This is a genomic window from Mongoliimonas terrestris (genome assembly GCF_001927285.1).
Classification (GTDB): Bacteria; Pseudomonadota; Alphaproteobacteria; order Rhizobiales; family Pleomorphomonadaceae; genus Chthonobacter; species Chthonobacter terrestris.
In genome coordinates this window covers 60,117-74,497 of record NZ_MSIG01000004.1, presented here as the reverse complement: position 1 = coordinate 74,497, position 14,381 = coordinate 60,117, and the positions used below count along the sequence as shown (strand labels likewise).

General features: G+C 70.4%; 11 protein-coding genes. 7 read left to right on the top strand and 4 right to left on the bottom strand.

What is annotated here, in order from left to right; translation table 11 throughout:
• Positions 1-30: 30 nt before the first annotated feature.
• The gene (locus BUQ68_RS06815) at positions 31-1,872 is read right to left on the bottom strand and encodes a M3 family oligoendopeptidase (RefSeq protein WP_083656357.1); all 1,842 of its coding nucleotides are present in this window, start codon (positions 1,870-1,872) and stop codon (positions 31-33) included.
• Positions 1,873-2,317: 445 nt separating this feature from the next.
• On the opposite strand from BUQ68_RS06815, the gene BUQ68_RS06810 reads away from it, so the two are divergent.
• The 6 genes from BUQ68_RS06810 (at position 2,318) to BUQ68_RS06785 (ending at position 11,217) form a co-directional block, all read left to right on the top strand.
• On the top strand, positions 2,318-3,883 hold the full coding sequence (locus BUQ68_RS06810; protein ID WP_075215474.1) for a sigma-54-dependent transcriptional regulator: 1,566 nt from the start codon (positions 2,318-2,320) through the stop codon (positions 3,881-3,883).
• Positions 3,884-3,978: 95 nt separating this feature from the next.
• Positions 3,979-5,889 carry a L,D-transpeptidase family protein gene (locus BUQ68_RS06805; RefSeq protein ID WP_139315167.1) on the top strand — a complete coding sequence of 637 codons (1,911 nt, stop codon included), beginning with the start codon at positions 3,979-3,981 and terminating at the stop codon, positions 5,887-5,889.
• Between the two features lie 296 nt (positions 5,890-6,185).
• Positions 6,186-8,063: a peptidoglycan L,D-endopeptidase MepK gene (locus BUQ68_RS23975; protein ID WP_245293185.1), complete on the top strand. Its 1,878-nt coding sequence runs from the start codon at positions 6,186-6,188 to the stop codon at positions 8,061-8,063.
• A gap of 157 nt (positions 8,064-8,220) precedes the next feature.
• The gene (locus BUQ68_RS06795; protein ID WP_075215203.1) at positions 8,221-9,510 is read left to right on the top strand and encodes a flavin monoamine oxidase family protein; all 1,290 of its coding nucleotides are present in this window, start codon (positions 8,221-8,223) and stop codon (positions 9,508-9,510) included.
• 288 nt (positions 9,511-9,798) lie between these two features.
• A complete protein-coding gene (locus tag BUQ68_RS06790; RefSeq protein WP_075215202.1) occupies positions 9,799-10,263 on the top strand; it encodes a DUF3429 domain-containing protein in 465 nt (154 codons plus the stop codon).
• A gap of 252 nt (positions 10,264-10,515) precedes the next feature.
• Complete coding sequence (locus BUQ68_RS06785; protein ID WP_245293184.1) at positions 10,516-11,217, top strand: GIY-YIG nuclease family protein; 702 nt, start codon at positions 10,516-10,518, stop codon at positions 11,215-11,217.
• Between the two features lie 50 nt (positions 11,218-11,267).
• On the opposite strand, the gene BUQ68_RS06780 is transcribed toward BUQ68_RS06785, so the two are convergent.
• Entirely contained in the window at positions 11,268-12,059 is a 792-nt protein-coding gene (locus tag BUQ68_RS06780; RefSeq protein WP_075215200.1) for an anti-sigma factor, read from the bottom strand.
• Positions 12,056-12,631, bottom strand: a complete 576-nt coding sequence (locus BUQ68_RS06775; protein ID WP_245293183.1) for a sigma-70 family RNA polymerase sigma factor — start codon at positions 12,629-12,631, stop codon at positions 12,056-12,058. The genes BUQ68_RS06780 and BUQ68_RS06775 overlap by 4 nt, the downstream gene beginning before the upstream one ends.
• 284 nt (positions 12,632-12,915) lie before the next feature.
• On the opposite strand from BUQ68_RS06775, the gene BUQ68_RS06770 reads away from it, so the two are divergent.
• Positions 12,916-13,698 (top strand): DUF4394 domain-containing protein, encoded by a 783-nt coding sequence (locus tag BUQ68_RS06770; protein WP_075215199.1) that lies wholly within the window; start codon positions 12,916-12,918, stop codon positions 13,696-13,698.
• Positions 13,699-13,946: 248 nt separating this feature from the next.
• Here BUQ68_RS06770 and BUQ68_RS06765 read toward each other — a convergent pair whose 3' ends face one another.
• The gene (locus BUQ68_RS06765; RefSeq protein ID WP_075215198.1) at positions 13,947-14,300 is read right to left on the bottom strand and encodes a hypothetical protein; all 354 of its coding nucleotides are present in this window, start codon (positions 14,298-14,300) and stop codon (positions 13,947-13,949) included.
• Positions 14,301-14,381 lie beyond the last annotated feature (81 nt).

Below are 14,381 nucleotides of genomic sequence, written 5' to 3'. Positions count from 1 at the left end.
CGTGCCGCCGCGCCCGGACAGGACCGGCCGTCAGCCCTCCATGGCCTCCAGCTCGCCGATCATCCGCTCGATCACCCCGAGGCCGAGGAGCCAGAAGGACGGGTCGGAGGCGTCGAGGCCGAAGGGCTTCAGGAGTTCGGAATGGTGCTTGGTGCCGCCGGCCTCCAGGAGGGCGAAATACTTGTCCTGGAAGCCCGGCTCGGCCCGCTCGAACACGGCATAGAGCGAATTCACCAGGCAATCGCCGAAGGCATAGGCATAGACGTAGAAGGGCGAATGGATGAAGTGGGGGATGTAGGTCCAGAAGGTCTCGTAGCCCGGCCCGAAGGTGATGGCCGGCCCGAGGCTTTCGGCCTGCACGCCCATCCAGATCTCGTTGATCCGCTCGGACGTCAGCTCGCCCTCCCGGCGCGCCGCGTGGATGCGCCGCTCGAAGGTGTAGAAGGCGATCTGGCGCACGACCGTGTTGATCATGTCCTCCACCTTGGAGGCCAGCATGGTGCGCCGCTCGGCCTTGGAGCCGGCCTTCTTCAGGAGCGCCTGGAAGGTCAGCATCTCGCCGAACACGGAGGCGGTCTCGGCGAGCGTCAGCGGCGTCGGCGCCATCAGGGCGCCCTGCCGGCCGGCGAGCACCTGGTGCACCCCGTGGCCGAGTTCGTGGGCGAGCGTCATCACGTCCCGGGTGCGGCCGAGATAGTTGACGAGCACGAAAGGATGGGCGGACGGCACCGTCGGGTGGGCGAAGGCACCCGGCGCCTTGCCGGGGCGGGTCGGCGCGTCGATCCAGTTCTCCGAGAAGAAACGGCCGGCGATCTCGGCCATGCGCGGGGAGAAGCCGCCGTAGGCGTCGAGCACCGTGTCCTTGGCCTCCGACCAGGGGATCAGCCGGTTGACGGCGCCGGGCAGCGGCGCGTTGCGGTCCCAGTAGGCGAGCGCGGACTTGCCCATCCACTTGGCCTTCAGGGCATAATAGCGGTGCGACAAGCGCGGATAGGCGTCCTGGACGGCGGAGACGAGGGCGTCCACCACCTCCCGCTCGACCCGGTTGGAGAGATGGCGGGCGTCGGCGATGTCCTTGAAGCCGCGCCAGCGGTCGGAGATCTCCTTGTCCTTGGCGAGCACGTTGGTGATCAGCGTGAACACCCTAAGGTTCTCGCCGAACGTCTTGCCGAGGGCCTCGGCGGCGGCCTTGCGCTTGGCCTCGTCGGGCTCCTGCATCAGGTGCAGGGTCTGCTCGATGGCAAGATCCTCGCCGTCGACGGTGAAGCGCAGGCTGGCGATGGTCTCGTCGAAGAGCCGGTTCCAGGCGGAGTAGCCCGTGATGGACTTCTCGTGGAAGAGCTCCTCGATCCGGTCCTCCAGCTGGTAGGGCTTCTCCAGGCGGATGTCGGTGAGCCAGGGGCGGTAGTGGGCGAGCGCCGGGTCCTTCAGCGCCTCGGCGATCACCGCGTCGTCCAGCCGGTTCAGCTCCAGCTCGAAGAAGAGGAGGTTGGAGGACGCGGCCGTCACCTTCTCCTGCACGTCGCCGTAGAACTTCGCCCGCGCCGGATCCGTGGTGTTGCCCGAATAGGTGAGCCCGGCGAAGGACATCAGCCGGCCGAGGAGTTCGCTCAAGCCCTCGTAGGCGCGCACCATGGCGGCGAGCGGCGCGCCGCCGTCCGGCCCGGACGCCACGTCCTTCAAGGTGCCCTTGTGGCTCTTGGCGAACGCATCGGTCTCCGTGCGAGCCCGCTCCAGATCGGCCTTCAGGCCAGGGGCGTCCATGGACGGATAGAGGGCGGTGAGGTCCCATTCGGGAAGGGGACCCAGCGTCTCATGGGCGGTCTCGGCGGACATGCGGGCGGTTCTCCGGATCGGGCTCTGGTGCACCATCCATATTGGTTGGACGGGTCCGGGATCAACCGCGAACGGGGTGTGGCCTGACGGGCGATGGAATCCCTCCCCTCAGGGGAGGGTCCGGCCGCAGGCCGGGGTGGGATTGTCTTTGTCCGGGAAGCCGCTGGTTTTCGTGTCCGGTCGAGCTCGGACTGGGTTGGTCATGCTGAAGGAGACAGAAAATACAACCCTTTCCGGCCTTTTGGGCCACCTTCCCCTCAGGGGAAGGATTAGGTCCAATGCATCCGATTGTGCCGGGACAGCGATTGGCACAAAGGACGACAGGGCGCTGCGTCAGACCGGACACCAAACCAGACAATTGATGCGATCGGGCGATCCGCGGCGCGCGGTTAAACAGCCGTTTACCGCGTTGCGGCAGCATGACCCGAATTGGTACAGGGCCGCGCCGCGCGGCCTTTCAGGAAACCCGGTGCTCCGCCTCATGTCCGCTTCAGTCCTCATCGTCGACGACGATCCCGTTCAGCGTCGCCTCCTGGAGGAGTCGGTCCGCCGATTCGGCTACGAGGCCCAAGCGCTGGAGAGCGGCACGGTGGCGGTGGAGAAGCTGACCGCCGGCGCGGATGTGGACCTCCTGATCCTCGACCTCGTCATGCCGGACCTCGACGGCATGGGGGTGATGGAGCGGCTGGCGCGGGCCGGCGTCGACCTGCCGGTCATCGTGCAGACCTCGCGCGGGGGCATCGACACGGTGGTCGGCGCCATGCGGGCGGGCGCGTTCGACTTCATCGTCAAGCCGGTGAGCCAGGAGCGGCTGCAGGTCGCCATCCAGAACGCCCTGAAGGTGCGGGCGCTGGAAGGCGAGGTGCGCCGGTCGCGGCGGGCGCCCGGGGCGATCGGCTTCCGGGACATCGTCACCCGCTCCGGCGAGATGGACCGGGTGATCCGGCTCGGCGAGCGGGCGGCGGCCTCCACCATCCCGGTGCTGATCGAGGGCGAGTCCGGCGTCGGCAAGGAACTGGTGGCGCGGGCGATCCAGAGCGCCTCGGACCGGCGGACCAAGCCGTTCGTGACGGTCAACTGCGGGGCCATTCCGGAAAACCTCGTGGAGAGCACCCTGTTCGGCCACGAGAAGGGCGCCTTCACCGGCGCCGTCGACAAGCACGTGGGCAAGTTCCAGGAGGCGAACGGCGGCACGCTCTTCCTCGACGAGGTGGGCGAACTGCCGCCGGCCATCCAGGTGAAGCTGTTGCGCGCGCTGCAGGAGGGCGAGATCGAGCCGGTCGGCGCCCGCCGCTCGGTGAAAGTGGACTTCCGCCTCGTTTCGGCGACGAACCGGCGCCTGGTGGACATGGTCAAGGAAGGGCGCTTCCGCGAGGATCTCTACTACCGGCTGAACGTCTTCCCCATCTTCGTGCCGCCGCTCCGCGACCGGCGCGAGGACATTCCGGGGCTGGTGGAGCATTTCGTGCGCCGGATCGCCGCCGAGGAGGGCAAGCGGCGGCTCACCGGCGTGACCGAGGACGCGCTCGCCATGCTGCAGGCCTATGCCTGGCCGGGCAACATCCGCCAGTTGGAGAACGCGGTGTTCCGCGCCGTGATCCTCTCGGACGGCAGCCACCTGACCGCCGACGAGTTTCCGCAGATCGCCGCGCAGGTGGGACACGTCTCGGCGGTCCGCCGGGTCGCCGGCGCGGACGAGGCGGAGCGGGCGCCGCCGCCGCCGTCCGTCCGCGAGACCGCGGCTTCGACGGGCGCGCACCCGGCGGCGCCGCTTGCCACCGACGGGATGATCGGCGTGGCAGTCAGCCAGCCGAAGGGCACGGATCCGGCGCCGTTCGGCTTCCTGCGCTCGCTGGCGGACGACGGGCACATCCGCACCCTCGCGCTGATCGAGGAGGAGATGATCCGCCTCGCCATCGACCACTACGGCGGCCGGATGGCGGAGGTGGCGCGGCGGCTCGGCATCGGCCGGTCGACGCTCTACAGGAAGCTCAAGGAGTATGGGCTGGCCGACAACGCGGACGAACCGGGTGTGGCTGCCGAGTGACGCGCCAGCCGGATAACGACCGCGCCGGCGCGACGCCCCCTTGCGCTTTTGAGCACAAAGGCCACAGAAATAAAGGCGTATTTCGGGGATTTAAGATGACGACGGGATTGTTTGGCCGGGTCTTGCTCTTCGTGCTCGCGGCCGGGACCGCGCTGACGCCGATCGGCGCCGGGGCCGAGGACATCAGGTCGCCGACCGTGCACGTGATCCAGGGCGGAACGCTGCGGGTGCTGGGCACCGGCGCGGCGCGGCCGCTCGTCCTGACGGTGCCGCAGCAGGCGACGGCGACCCAGATCGCCCCGCCGGCCCCGGCGTTGCAGCCGCTCGAGAGCCCGCGCCCGACGGTGGGCGGGCTCTCCGACACGCCGACCGGCGTAGTGGTCGAGCCCGAGCCGATCACGCCGGTTCAGGCGCCGACGGCCGTCGCCACGACCGCGCTGCCGGACTTGCCGGGACCTGCGACCGCCGAAGGCGCCGCGCGCGAGCCGATCTCGGCCTCGATCCGCGCGGTGCTGACGGCCCTCCAGTCGGCCGAGGGCGCGACCGCGCGGCGCCGCGCGGCGGCCGTCTCGGCCTTCTACGCGGAGCGGGCGGACCTGCCGGCCTGGGTCGTCGACGGCGCCTTCACGACGACCGCCGAGGCGATCGCGACCCGGCTTCGGCAGGCGGACGCGGACGGGCTGGACCCGGCGCTGCTCGCCATTCCGGATCTGGCCACCGAGGGTCCGGCCGGCGGCATGGGCATGGCGGAACGGGATGTGGCGCTGTCGCTGGCGATCGTGACCTTCGCCGAGCAGGCCTCCGGCGGGCGGGTGGAGCCCGGCCGGATCAGCCCCAACATCACCCGCAAGACCGCCCGCATGGACGCCGCGACCGCGCTCCGGCAGGTGGCGACCGCGCTCGACCCGGCGGCGGCGCTCGACGGGTTCAACCCGCCTCACGCGGCGTTCGCAGCGCTGCGCGAGGCGCTTGCCGCCGTGCGCGCCCGCGGCGAGCCGGAGGCGCATCCGGAGCCGATCGCCGAGGGTCCGGCGCTGAAGCCCGGCATGCGCGACGTGCGCGTGGCCACGCTCCGCGCCCGCCTCGGCCTCGTGGAGACCGGGACGGCGACGGACGCCCCGACGATCACGGACGCGGACCTCTACGATCCGGCGGTGGTGGAGGCCGTGAAGGCCTACCAGCAGAAGGCCGGCATCATCCCGGACGGGATCATCGGGCCGCGGACCCTGGCCGTCCTCAACGGCGTCGACCGGGACGAGGAGGGCGAGATCCTCGCCAACATGGAGATGTGGCGCTGGATGCCGCGCGATCTCGGCCGCGACCACGTGCTGGTCAACGTGCCGGAATACATGGTGCGCGTGGTGCGCGACGGGGTGGAGATCCACGCGGCGCGGGTGGTGGTCGGCACGGTGAAGAACCAGACGCCGATCTTCTCCGACGAGATGGAATATCTCGTGGTGAACCCCTACTGGAACGTGCCGGAGAGCATCAAGGTCAAGGAGATGCTGCCGGAGATCCAGGCCAATCCGGCGGCCTACTTCCAGCGGCACGGCTACGAGGTGCTGTTCGACGGCCAGCTGGTGGACCCGTCGCGGGTGATCTGGGACGAGAACGCCGTCAAGGCGGTGCACATCCGCCAGGTGCCGGGCGAGGCGAACGCGCTCGGCAACATCAAGTTCATGTTCCCCAACCAGCACGCCGTCTACCTGCACGACACGCCGTCGCGCAAGCTGTTCAACCGGACCACGCGGGCGTTCAGCCACGGCTGCGTGCGGGTGGACGAGCCGCTGGAGTTCGCCCGCGCGGTGCTCCAGGGCGAGCCGCAGTGGACGGCGGAAAAGGTGCAGGCGCTCTACGGCGGGGACGAGCGGCGGCTCGACCTCGACCGGCACCTGAAGGTGCACATCGGCTATTTCACCGCCTGGGTGGACAACGCCGGGACGCTGCAGCTGCGCGACGACCTCTACGGCCACGCCGGCAAGGTCAAGGCGGCGCTGGGGCTCTGATCTCATCAGATCGTCGAAGGTGGATCGGAAGGGCGGCCCGGAAACGGCGCCGCCCTTCGCCGTTCCAAGCGGCGGCGATCGCCGCCAAGGTCAGGCTCTTGCAGGCGGATTGCGATTCCAGGGTTGGATTCGGGCGCGGCGGCGGCTAGTGTTTGCCCGCTCGACGGGGTAGGCGTGGATCAACGGGGGCAGCGTCGGATCGTTAGCAAGGTCTTACGGTAAACCATCGATTAATGGTTTTCGGACCATGATCGCTGATGGGCTGGCGCAGAAACCCTGACATCTGGCAGGACCGCTTGAAACGGAACACTGGAACTGAACGGTCGACCGCCGCGGCTGGCAATGCCGGATCGTGGCCCGAAACGCATGGTTCGGATCGCTCGACCTCACCCCTTTCGGTCCGACACGGTTCGGACGGCAGGGCTCGTCGGCTGCTTGGCGCGCTTGCGGGCGCGCTGGCCATCCTGGTCGTCACCGGCACGGTCGCTCCGACCACCGCCGCCGCGGAGACGCGGACGCTGGACCTCTATTACACGCACACCAAGGAACGGCTGACGATCACCTTCAAGAAGAACGGAAAGTACATTCCGAGCGCCTTGAAGGAATTGAACCGCTTCCTGCGCGACTGGCGCCGCAACGAGCCGACCAACATGGACCCCCGCCTGTTCGACACGGTGTGGGAGGTCTATCAGCAGTCGGGCTCGCGCCAGCCGGTGCACGTGGTGTCGGCCTATCGGTCGCTCGCCACCAACAACATGCTCCGCTCCCGCTCCAAGGCGGTCGCCAAGCACAGCCAGCATTCGCTCGGCAAGGCGATGGACTTCTTCCTGCCGGACGTGGGCGTCGCCAAGCTGCGCGCCATCGGCATGAAGCTGCAACGCGGCGGCGTCGGCTACTATCCGAATGCCGGCAACGCCTTCGTGCACATCGACGTGGGCAGCGTGCGGGCCTGGCCGCGGATGTCGCGCCAGCAGCTGGCCAAGCTCTTCCCCGACGGCAAGACCGTCCACCTGCCGTCCGACGGCAAGCCGCTCGCCGGCTACCAGCAGGCGCTCGCCGAGTTGAAGCGCAACGGCTCGGTGACCCGGCCGCTCGCCTTGGCGGAGGACGAGAGCGGCGGGCGCAAGCGCTCCAAGGGCCTCCTTGCCATGCTGTTCGGCGATCAGGAGGACGACACCGAAGAGCTGAACGCCGCCTCCACCACCGGCCAGGCGCTGACCGCCGCGCCGGAGCCGGACAAGAAGGGCCCCGCCGTGGTGCGGACGGAGCGCGTGACACCGCCGATCGCCCCGCCGGCACCGGCCGCCCCGGCGCCCGCCCCGATCGTGGTCGCCGACGTTCCGAAGCCGCAGGCCGCCCCGGCGGCGCCGCCGGTGACGAGCCTTGCCGAGGCGACGCTGCCGGCCGGTCTGCCGGCGCCGGAGGCCCCTGCCCCGGCCGCGGTGGCGGACGCCGCCGTGCCGCCGCTGATGCCGAAGGCCAAGCCCGAGGAACTGGTGGCCCTCGCCGCCCTGCCGCCGACGCCGAGCCTGGTGCCGCGCGGCAAGCCGGCCGAACTTCTGGCCCTGATGGCCGCCGCCGACATGCCGCCGGTGCGCCCCTCGATCGCCGCGGTGGCGGAAGCCCCGGCTCCGGCGCCCGCCGACGACGTCCCGGCCTCGGCCGCCCTGGCGCTTGCCGAGGTGGCGCAGGACCCGGTGGAGGACCGGCGCGCCCTGGCGGCGCTCGGCTATGCCTCCGCCGCCGAGGCGCCGCTCGCCCGGCAGCCGGTGCTGCCGCCGGCGCCGCGGGAACAGCGCATCGCCCGCGCCGCCGCCACGGAGCTGACGGCCCCGCGCCGGACCGTGAACGGTCAGGCCGACCCGCTGGCGCTCTTGCCCCCGATCGCGAGCCCGAAGACGGACCCGCTCGCCATCCTGACGGCGGCGCTGCCGCCGGTGGACATGCCGGTCTACGACGCGGGCGCCTCGGTCTCGGCCGACGCCTTCGCGCACCTGCGGCATCCCGACCAGATGAGCACCGACCTCCTGTTCGAGGCGCCGGTTCAGGTGGTGGGCGCCGGCTTCTCGCCGGTGAGGACCGCCGGAGTGGACACCGCGCGCTTCGCCGGGCCGGCTGTCGCCAAGATCCAGGCGATTCGCTTCCCCGCCCGGCGCGACCTCGCCATGCGGTGAGCGCCATGCGGTGATGGGGGGCAACCCTCGCCAGACATGCGAGCTGCCGGGCGACCGGCGGCTCGTTTTCGTTCATGGTCGGCGCGATGACGGGCGGCGGACGAGGGACGAGACGGTCCGCGTTTCGCGGGGCGCCAGAACAGGAAGAGGACGACGGATGGGCGGGACGAAGGACGAGGCGCGCGGTGCGGGACAAGGCGCGACGCCGGACGGGGTGGACGTGGCCGTCGTGGTGGTGGGCGCCGGCGCGGCGGGCATCGCCGCCGGCAAGGCGCTTGGCGAGGCCGGCGTCTCCTGCCGCATCCTGGAGGCGCGCCCCCGGATCGGCGGGCGGGCCCACACCCGCACCGACCTCGGCCCCGACCCGCTCGACATGGGCTGCGCCTGGCTGCACTCGGGCGACGTGAACCCGTGGACGGCGATCGCCGAGGCGAACGGCTTCACGGTGGACCGCAGCCCTCCGGCCTGGGGCGAACAGGCGGGCGGCGTCGGCTTTCCGCCGAACGGGGTCGCGGACTTCAACGCGGCCCTGGAGGCCTATTTCGACCGGGTCGGCGACGACGAGGACACGGCGGACCGGCCGGCCACCACGCTGTTCGAGCCGGGATCGCCGTGGAACCCGCTGATCGACGCGGTGAACACCTATGTGAGCGCCACCCACGCGGACCGGATCTCGGTGCGGGACCTTGCCCGCTACGCGGACACGGGCGTGAACTGGCGGGTGCGCGAAGGCTATGGGGCGCTTGTGGCCCGCCACGGCGCCGGCCTGCCGATCGTCACCGACTGCCCGGTGACGACCATCGACCACGGCGGCCGGACGATCCGGGTGGAGACGCCGCACGGGACGGTGACCGCCGCGGCGGTGATCGTCGCCGTCCCGTCCTCGCTGATCGCCCGCGGCACGCCGCGCTTCGTGCCGGACCTTTCGGCCAAGCGGGACGCCGCCGCCGGCCTGCCCCTCGGGGCGGCCGACAAGCTTTTCCTGGCGATCGACGAACCCGAACGCCTGCCGCGCGGCCACGTGTTTGGCCGGCCGGACAGGGCCGCCACCGGCACCTATCATCTGAAGCCGTTCGGCCGGCCTTTGATCGAGGCGTTTTTCGCGGGCGATCTCGCGGTGGAGCTGGAAGCCGGCGGGCCGGACGCGTTCCTCGCCTATGCCGTGGAGGAATTGACCGGGCTGTTCGGCGGCGATCTTGCCCGGCATCTGCGGTCGCTCGTCACCACCGCCTGGGTGCGCGACCCGTTCGCCCTCGGCGCCTATTCGGCCGCCCTCCCCGGCCGGGCGGACGACCGGGCGATCCTGGCGGCGCCGGTGGACGACCGGTTGTTCTTTGCCGGCGAGGCGACCTCGCGGTCCGACTTCTCCACCGCGCATGGCGCCTACCGGACCGGACGGGCGGCGGCGGAGGCGGCGGTGCGGACGGTAGGACGGCTGACGCGGTGACAGGACGCCGGACGAAAGGCCCGCAGCGGACGACTTGTCCCTGTCTCGTGACGTTCGGACGCGCCCGACCTTCCCGAGCGTTTTGGCCCGGCCGGCCGGCGCCCGGTCGGGCCAGACTGCACTCGTGAAGTCCCGACAGGTGGAGACTTCACGAACGTGGTGACAGCCGCGCCCGAGCCAGGCGCGGCCGCGACGGTAACGCCCCCGCTTCCGCCTTCAGTGGAACACGATTGGTCCGCAGGTTTCGCGCCTGTGATCTTCGGCGGATCCTGATTCGTAATAAAAAGCATGCATAGCGTTCCCCGCCCCGCGCTCATCCTCGGTGCCGCCGGCCTGCTGCCGACGCTGGCAGCGCTCGTCGCCGTGCTGGTCGGCGACACGGACGTGGCGCGGTTCGGTTTCGTGGCGGGCGCCTACTACGGCATCACCATCCTGAGCTTTCTCGGCGGCGCCTGGTGGGGCATCGCCGCGTCCCGCGCGCCGGCCCGGACGCTGGCCGTGTGGCTGAGCCTCAGCGTGGTGCCGAGCCTCGTCGGCGCCCTGGCGGGCATCTTTCTGTCGCCGGTCTCGGTATTCCTTCTCGGCCTCGCCTTCCTCGCCTCCCTCCTGATGGACCGGGCGCTCAGCCGGCGCGATCTGGCGCCGCCCTGGTGGATGGCGCTCCGCCTGCCGCTCTCCATCGGCATGGCCCTCCTCCACATCGCCCTCGGCCTCTTCGGCCCGGCGGTGAACGGTCCCGGGTTCGGACTCTGACGTCGATAGCAGGGGAGTTGGTTGCTGGTTACGATGGCATCCTGAATCGGGCCGTCGCTAGGAACCACCCCGACCGCGGCGGCCCGACCCGCAGCCCCGATCCAGAACCGGCTTAGCTCGATGCCGCTGCGCTTCAACAGCCTTCTTCGCCAAGCCGACATCGTACCTGCGTCCGTAAGACTGCTCCGCCATCAGGACGGACGCGCCGACAAGGGCCGCTCCCCGTACGAACTTTGGCGAGAGGACCGGCAGGTGTTCGAGACCTATCAGGAAACTCAGAGTCCGGAAAACAGGAGCCGCCTTCAGGCGGATTACTGGGCGTCGTTCGTTGGCACGCCGGCTGGTGAGACGCTCTTCGCCGGCTTTTATCGCTGCCAGTACGTGGGGCTCAACACAGTCGAGCGCCGTTGGGTCCATACCACCGGCGTTGATCCCGTTAACAGCTGCGACCTCTACAGCCTCACTCGCGACCCGCAACTTGACGATCTCGCGGGGCGGCTCGTACTCGATTGGGGCGCGGGAACACGGTCATGGATCCAGCGGGCGGACAACCAAGACAAGGTCGTCCTGGAACTCCGCCGTGACTTTCAAGAGCCGGCCTTTCCAGGGTTCACGCGCTTCGTCGTGCAGATGTCCGCCCTCTCCACACTACCGACGTCCTGGGCAAGCGTCCTTAGCGCGTCCCGTGGTGTGTATCTGCTGACATGCCCACGAACCCGGGAGCAGTATGTCGGTAGCGCGACCGGCCATCTCGGGTTTCTGGGCCGGTGGCTGTCCTATGCGAGTGACGGAAACGGCGGGAACGTTGGGCTGCGGAGCCGTGACCCTAGCGACTACCAAGTGTCAATTCTGGAGGTTGCAGGTTCCCATGCGACCACGGACGACATCCTGGATCTGGAGTCCTTGTGGAAGAAAAAACTGCAGAGCCGGGAAATGGGGCTGAACCGGAACTGAGCAGCGCCGGAAGAGCTATCGCCTGACGGCAGTTCGGCCCGCCGGGCAGGTCATAAGGCGCGGTCGGCGGTGCCCTTCATCAGGATGGGGCCGGTGGGGCGGCCGGTGGGGGAGCCGCCGGCGGGTTCCAGGGTGATCTCGAAGAGCTGGTCTTCGGCCGGGCGGGGGAGGCCCTCCAGGCCGAGCTCGATGCTGCGCATCACGTCGATGAGGCCGACGGAGACGGGGCCGCGCTCCCGGTCGTAGAGGGTCCAGACCTGGAGCGCCTTGCCCGCGGGAACGTCGACCGTGGTGAGCGGGACGAGTTCGGTGCGGCCGTCCGGGAAGGTGTTGACGACGGCGGCTGGCCGGCCCGGTTCGGCGAGGAGCACGGTGACGAGCACCGGTGCGCGGTCGAGGGTGCGGATGACGGTCGCGAGCGCGACAGCAAGGACGACCGCGGCGGCGGTGGCCGTGACCGCGGCGGCACGCCAGAGGCCGACGCCTTGCTGGCGGGCGCGGCGCCGTTCGGCAAGATCGATGGGCGCGGTTATGTCAGGGGCGTCCGGGCCGAGGACCGCGGGCGGCGAGGCCGGCGCTATTGGCGTTCGGGCGGCCGATGCTCCGTCGCCGGCGCCGGCCGGCTGGGCGAGGCCAGCTTCGATCCGACTCCAGAGGTGCGGGTCGGGCGCTTCGGCCGGCGCGGTGGCGTCGAGCTCCAGGAGGCGGGCGCGCCAGTCCTCCACCAGACCGGCGAACACCGGATCGTCCGCGAGGAGCGCCTCGGCGAGCGCCGCCTCGTCGGCGTCGAGAAGCCCCATGGCGTATTCGGCGGCGAGCCTGTCCTGCGCGTCGTCGGTCATGCCAGGCACTCCCGAAGGGCGATCAGGCTGCGCCGGATCCAGGACTTGACCGTGCCGAGCGGCTGGCCGAGGCGGCCAGCGAGTTCGCCGTGGGAGAGACCGTGGGTGTAGGCGAGCACGATGGCGTGGCGGCGCACCGGATCGAGCCGCTCCAGGCAGCGGCGGAGGGCGCCGGCCTCGGAGAGGGCCGTGACGATCGCCTCCGCGTCCGGCTCGTCGGCAACGAGGGCGAGCGGTTCGAAGTCGTCGACGAGATCGCTCCGCGCCTCGCCGCGCAGCACGTTGAGCGCCCGGTGGCGGAGGATGGCGAACATCCATGTTTCCGCGCCGCCGCGCGCCGGATCGAAGCCGGGCGCCTTCTGCCAGATGGCCAGGAAGGTGTCGTGGACCACCTCCTCGGCGAGATCACGCCGCCGCAGCAGCCGGATGGCAACGCCGAGCATGCGGGGGGCCATCGCCTCGTAGAGCTCGCGGAGGGCCGCGGCGTCACCCTTGGCGCAGCGGCCGAGCGCGGACGCGAGCCCCTGGTCGCCCTTCGGCGGCAGCGATGAGGAGAGGACGGGCGGGGGCACGATGATGGGTTCTGGGGCGGGTTCTGGGGTGGGTTCTGGGGCACGGGTTTGAAGGCGGCGCATGGGGAGCATACACGCCGGACCGGCCATCGGATGTCGGACGGGCAGAAATAAATCTTCGTCGCTGCATCCAACCGGCGGGGCCGCGTGTAGCCGCTTTCGTGGAGTCGACGACGGCTCCCGTCCCTGCCCGGCGAGAACCGGACCCCTCCGGGTCTTGCCGTCACGACCGGACCGGCTGGCGCCCATGCGGGCTGCCTGCGGCCGCAAGAGGAGGATCTTTCATGAGAACTGCCACCCTCGCCTTCAGCCTGATCGCCATCGCCGCCGCCAGCGCGCCGGCTTCCGCCGCCTCCGTGGCGGCGCTTCTGGAGGACAACCGGATCGCCATCGTGGACACGGCGACCTATGCGGCGGCCGAGCCGATGACCGTGTCGGGCGTGGAGAGCACCCTCGTCGGCATCGACGTGCGGCCGGCCGACGGCAAGCTCTACGGCCTTGCGGCCGACGGCACCGTGGTGACCATCGACCCGATGAGCGGGGCGGCCACCAAGGTCTCCACCCTCGACACCATGCTGCCGGACAATGCGGTGGCGACCGTGGACTTCAACCCGGTGGCCGACCGCCTGCGCGTGATGGGCAGCGACGGCACCAACCTTCGCGCCAACGTGGACGACGGCAAGGTGACGACGGACGGCAAGCTGGCCTTCGCCGAGGCCGACATGCACAAGGGCGAGACGCCGAACATCGTGGCGGGCGCCTACACCAATTCGATGGCGGGGGCGACGGAGACCGCGCTCTACGACATCGACGCCACCATCGGCGGGCTGATCCGCCAGGCGCCGCCGAACGACGGCGTGCTGAACGCGGTGGGCAAGCTGGGCGTGACCGCCGAGACCTATGCGTTCGACATCCTGGCCGGCGCGGACGGCAAGAACGACGGCTGGCTGATGGCCGGCGACACGCTCTACGCGGTGAACCTGGAGACGGGCGCCGCGACCGCGCTCGGCAAGGTTTCGGGCGTCAGCGGGCCGGTGCTCGACATCGCTGCCATGCCGGCCATGTAAAAGGCGAAGCGGACAGGGACGGTCGGGCGGCGGGTGGTCCGCCGTGCCGATCGCCTCCGGGGCGGCGGCGCCTCGCACGGGGCTCCCTCCCCCGTGCGGGGCGCTCCGTCTTGGATGGACGCTCGACGCCCAACAAAAAACCCCGTCCACCGGGATCCGGTGGGCGGGGTCTTGGGCTGTTCACGCCCTGACGGCGGCCGAATTGCGAGGCCATCCCGCCGTCGGGCGAACGAACGCCGGGTCGAAAATTACTGCGGCATGCATTCGGCGCCGACGTTCGCGCGCGTCTGGCCTTCCGGGCAGTTCTGCTGCAGCTCCTGCAGGCGGCTGGCGCCCTGCTCGGATTCGCTCGGGTTGGTGTTCTCCGGCGCGGCGCCGGCGCTGTTGTCCATGGTGCCGGCGGCGCCCGTCGCACCGGTGGCGCCCGTGGTACCGCCGGTCTGCGGCGGCTGGTTGGACGGGGTGATGGACTCGATGATCCCGGCGTCGGTTTCCGTCTCGCTGGGGTTGGTCGTGGTGGCACCCGGGGTGGTCTGCGCGAAGGCAGCCGACGAGAGCATCAGGACCGAGAGGGCAAAGGCAGACGTTTTCAGGGTGCGCATCGCTGTCTCCGAACATATTGGAAGCTCACGATTGAGCCTACGGAGAGTGCAACGGGGCAGCGAAGCGGTTGTTCCGGATGA

Excerpts from the sequence above, each read along its gene's own strand:
- BUQ68_RS06815 (WP_083656357.1), bottom strand. The coding sequence starts at position 1,872 with ATGGTGCACCAGAGCCCGATCCGGAGAACCGCCCGCATGTCCGCCGAG.
- BUQ68_RS06810 (WP_075215474.1), top strand. The coding sequence starts at position 2,318 with ATGTCCGCTTCAGTCCTCATCGTCGACGACGATCCCGTTCAGCGTCGC.
- BUQ68_RS06805 (WP_139315167.1), top strand. The coding sequence starts at position 3,979 with ATGACGACGGGATTGTTTGGCCGGGTCTTGCTCTTCGTGCTCGCGGCC.
- BUQ68_RS06795 (WP_075215203.1), top strand. The coding sequence starts at position 8,221 with ATGGGCGGGACGAAGGACGAGGCGCGCGGTGCGGGACAAGGCGCGACG.
- BUQ68_RS06790 (WP_075215202.1), top strand. The coding sequence starts at position 9,799 with ATGCATAGCGTTCCCCGCCCCGCGCTCATCCTCGGTGCCGCCGGCCTG.
- BUQ68_RS06780 (WP_075215200.1), bottom strand. The coding sequence starts at position 12,059 with ATGACCGACGACGCGCAGGACAGGCTCGCCGCCGAATACGCCATGGGG.
- BUQ68_RS06770 (WP_075215199.1), top strand. The coding sequence starts at position 12,916 with ATGAGAACTGCCACCCTCGCCTTCAGCCTGATCGCCATCGCCGCCGCC.
- BUQ68_RS06765 (WP_075215198.1), bottom strand. The coding sequence starts at position 14,300 with ATGCGCACCCTGAAAACGTCTGCCTTTGCCCTCTCGGTCCTGATGCTC.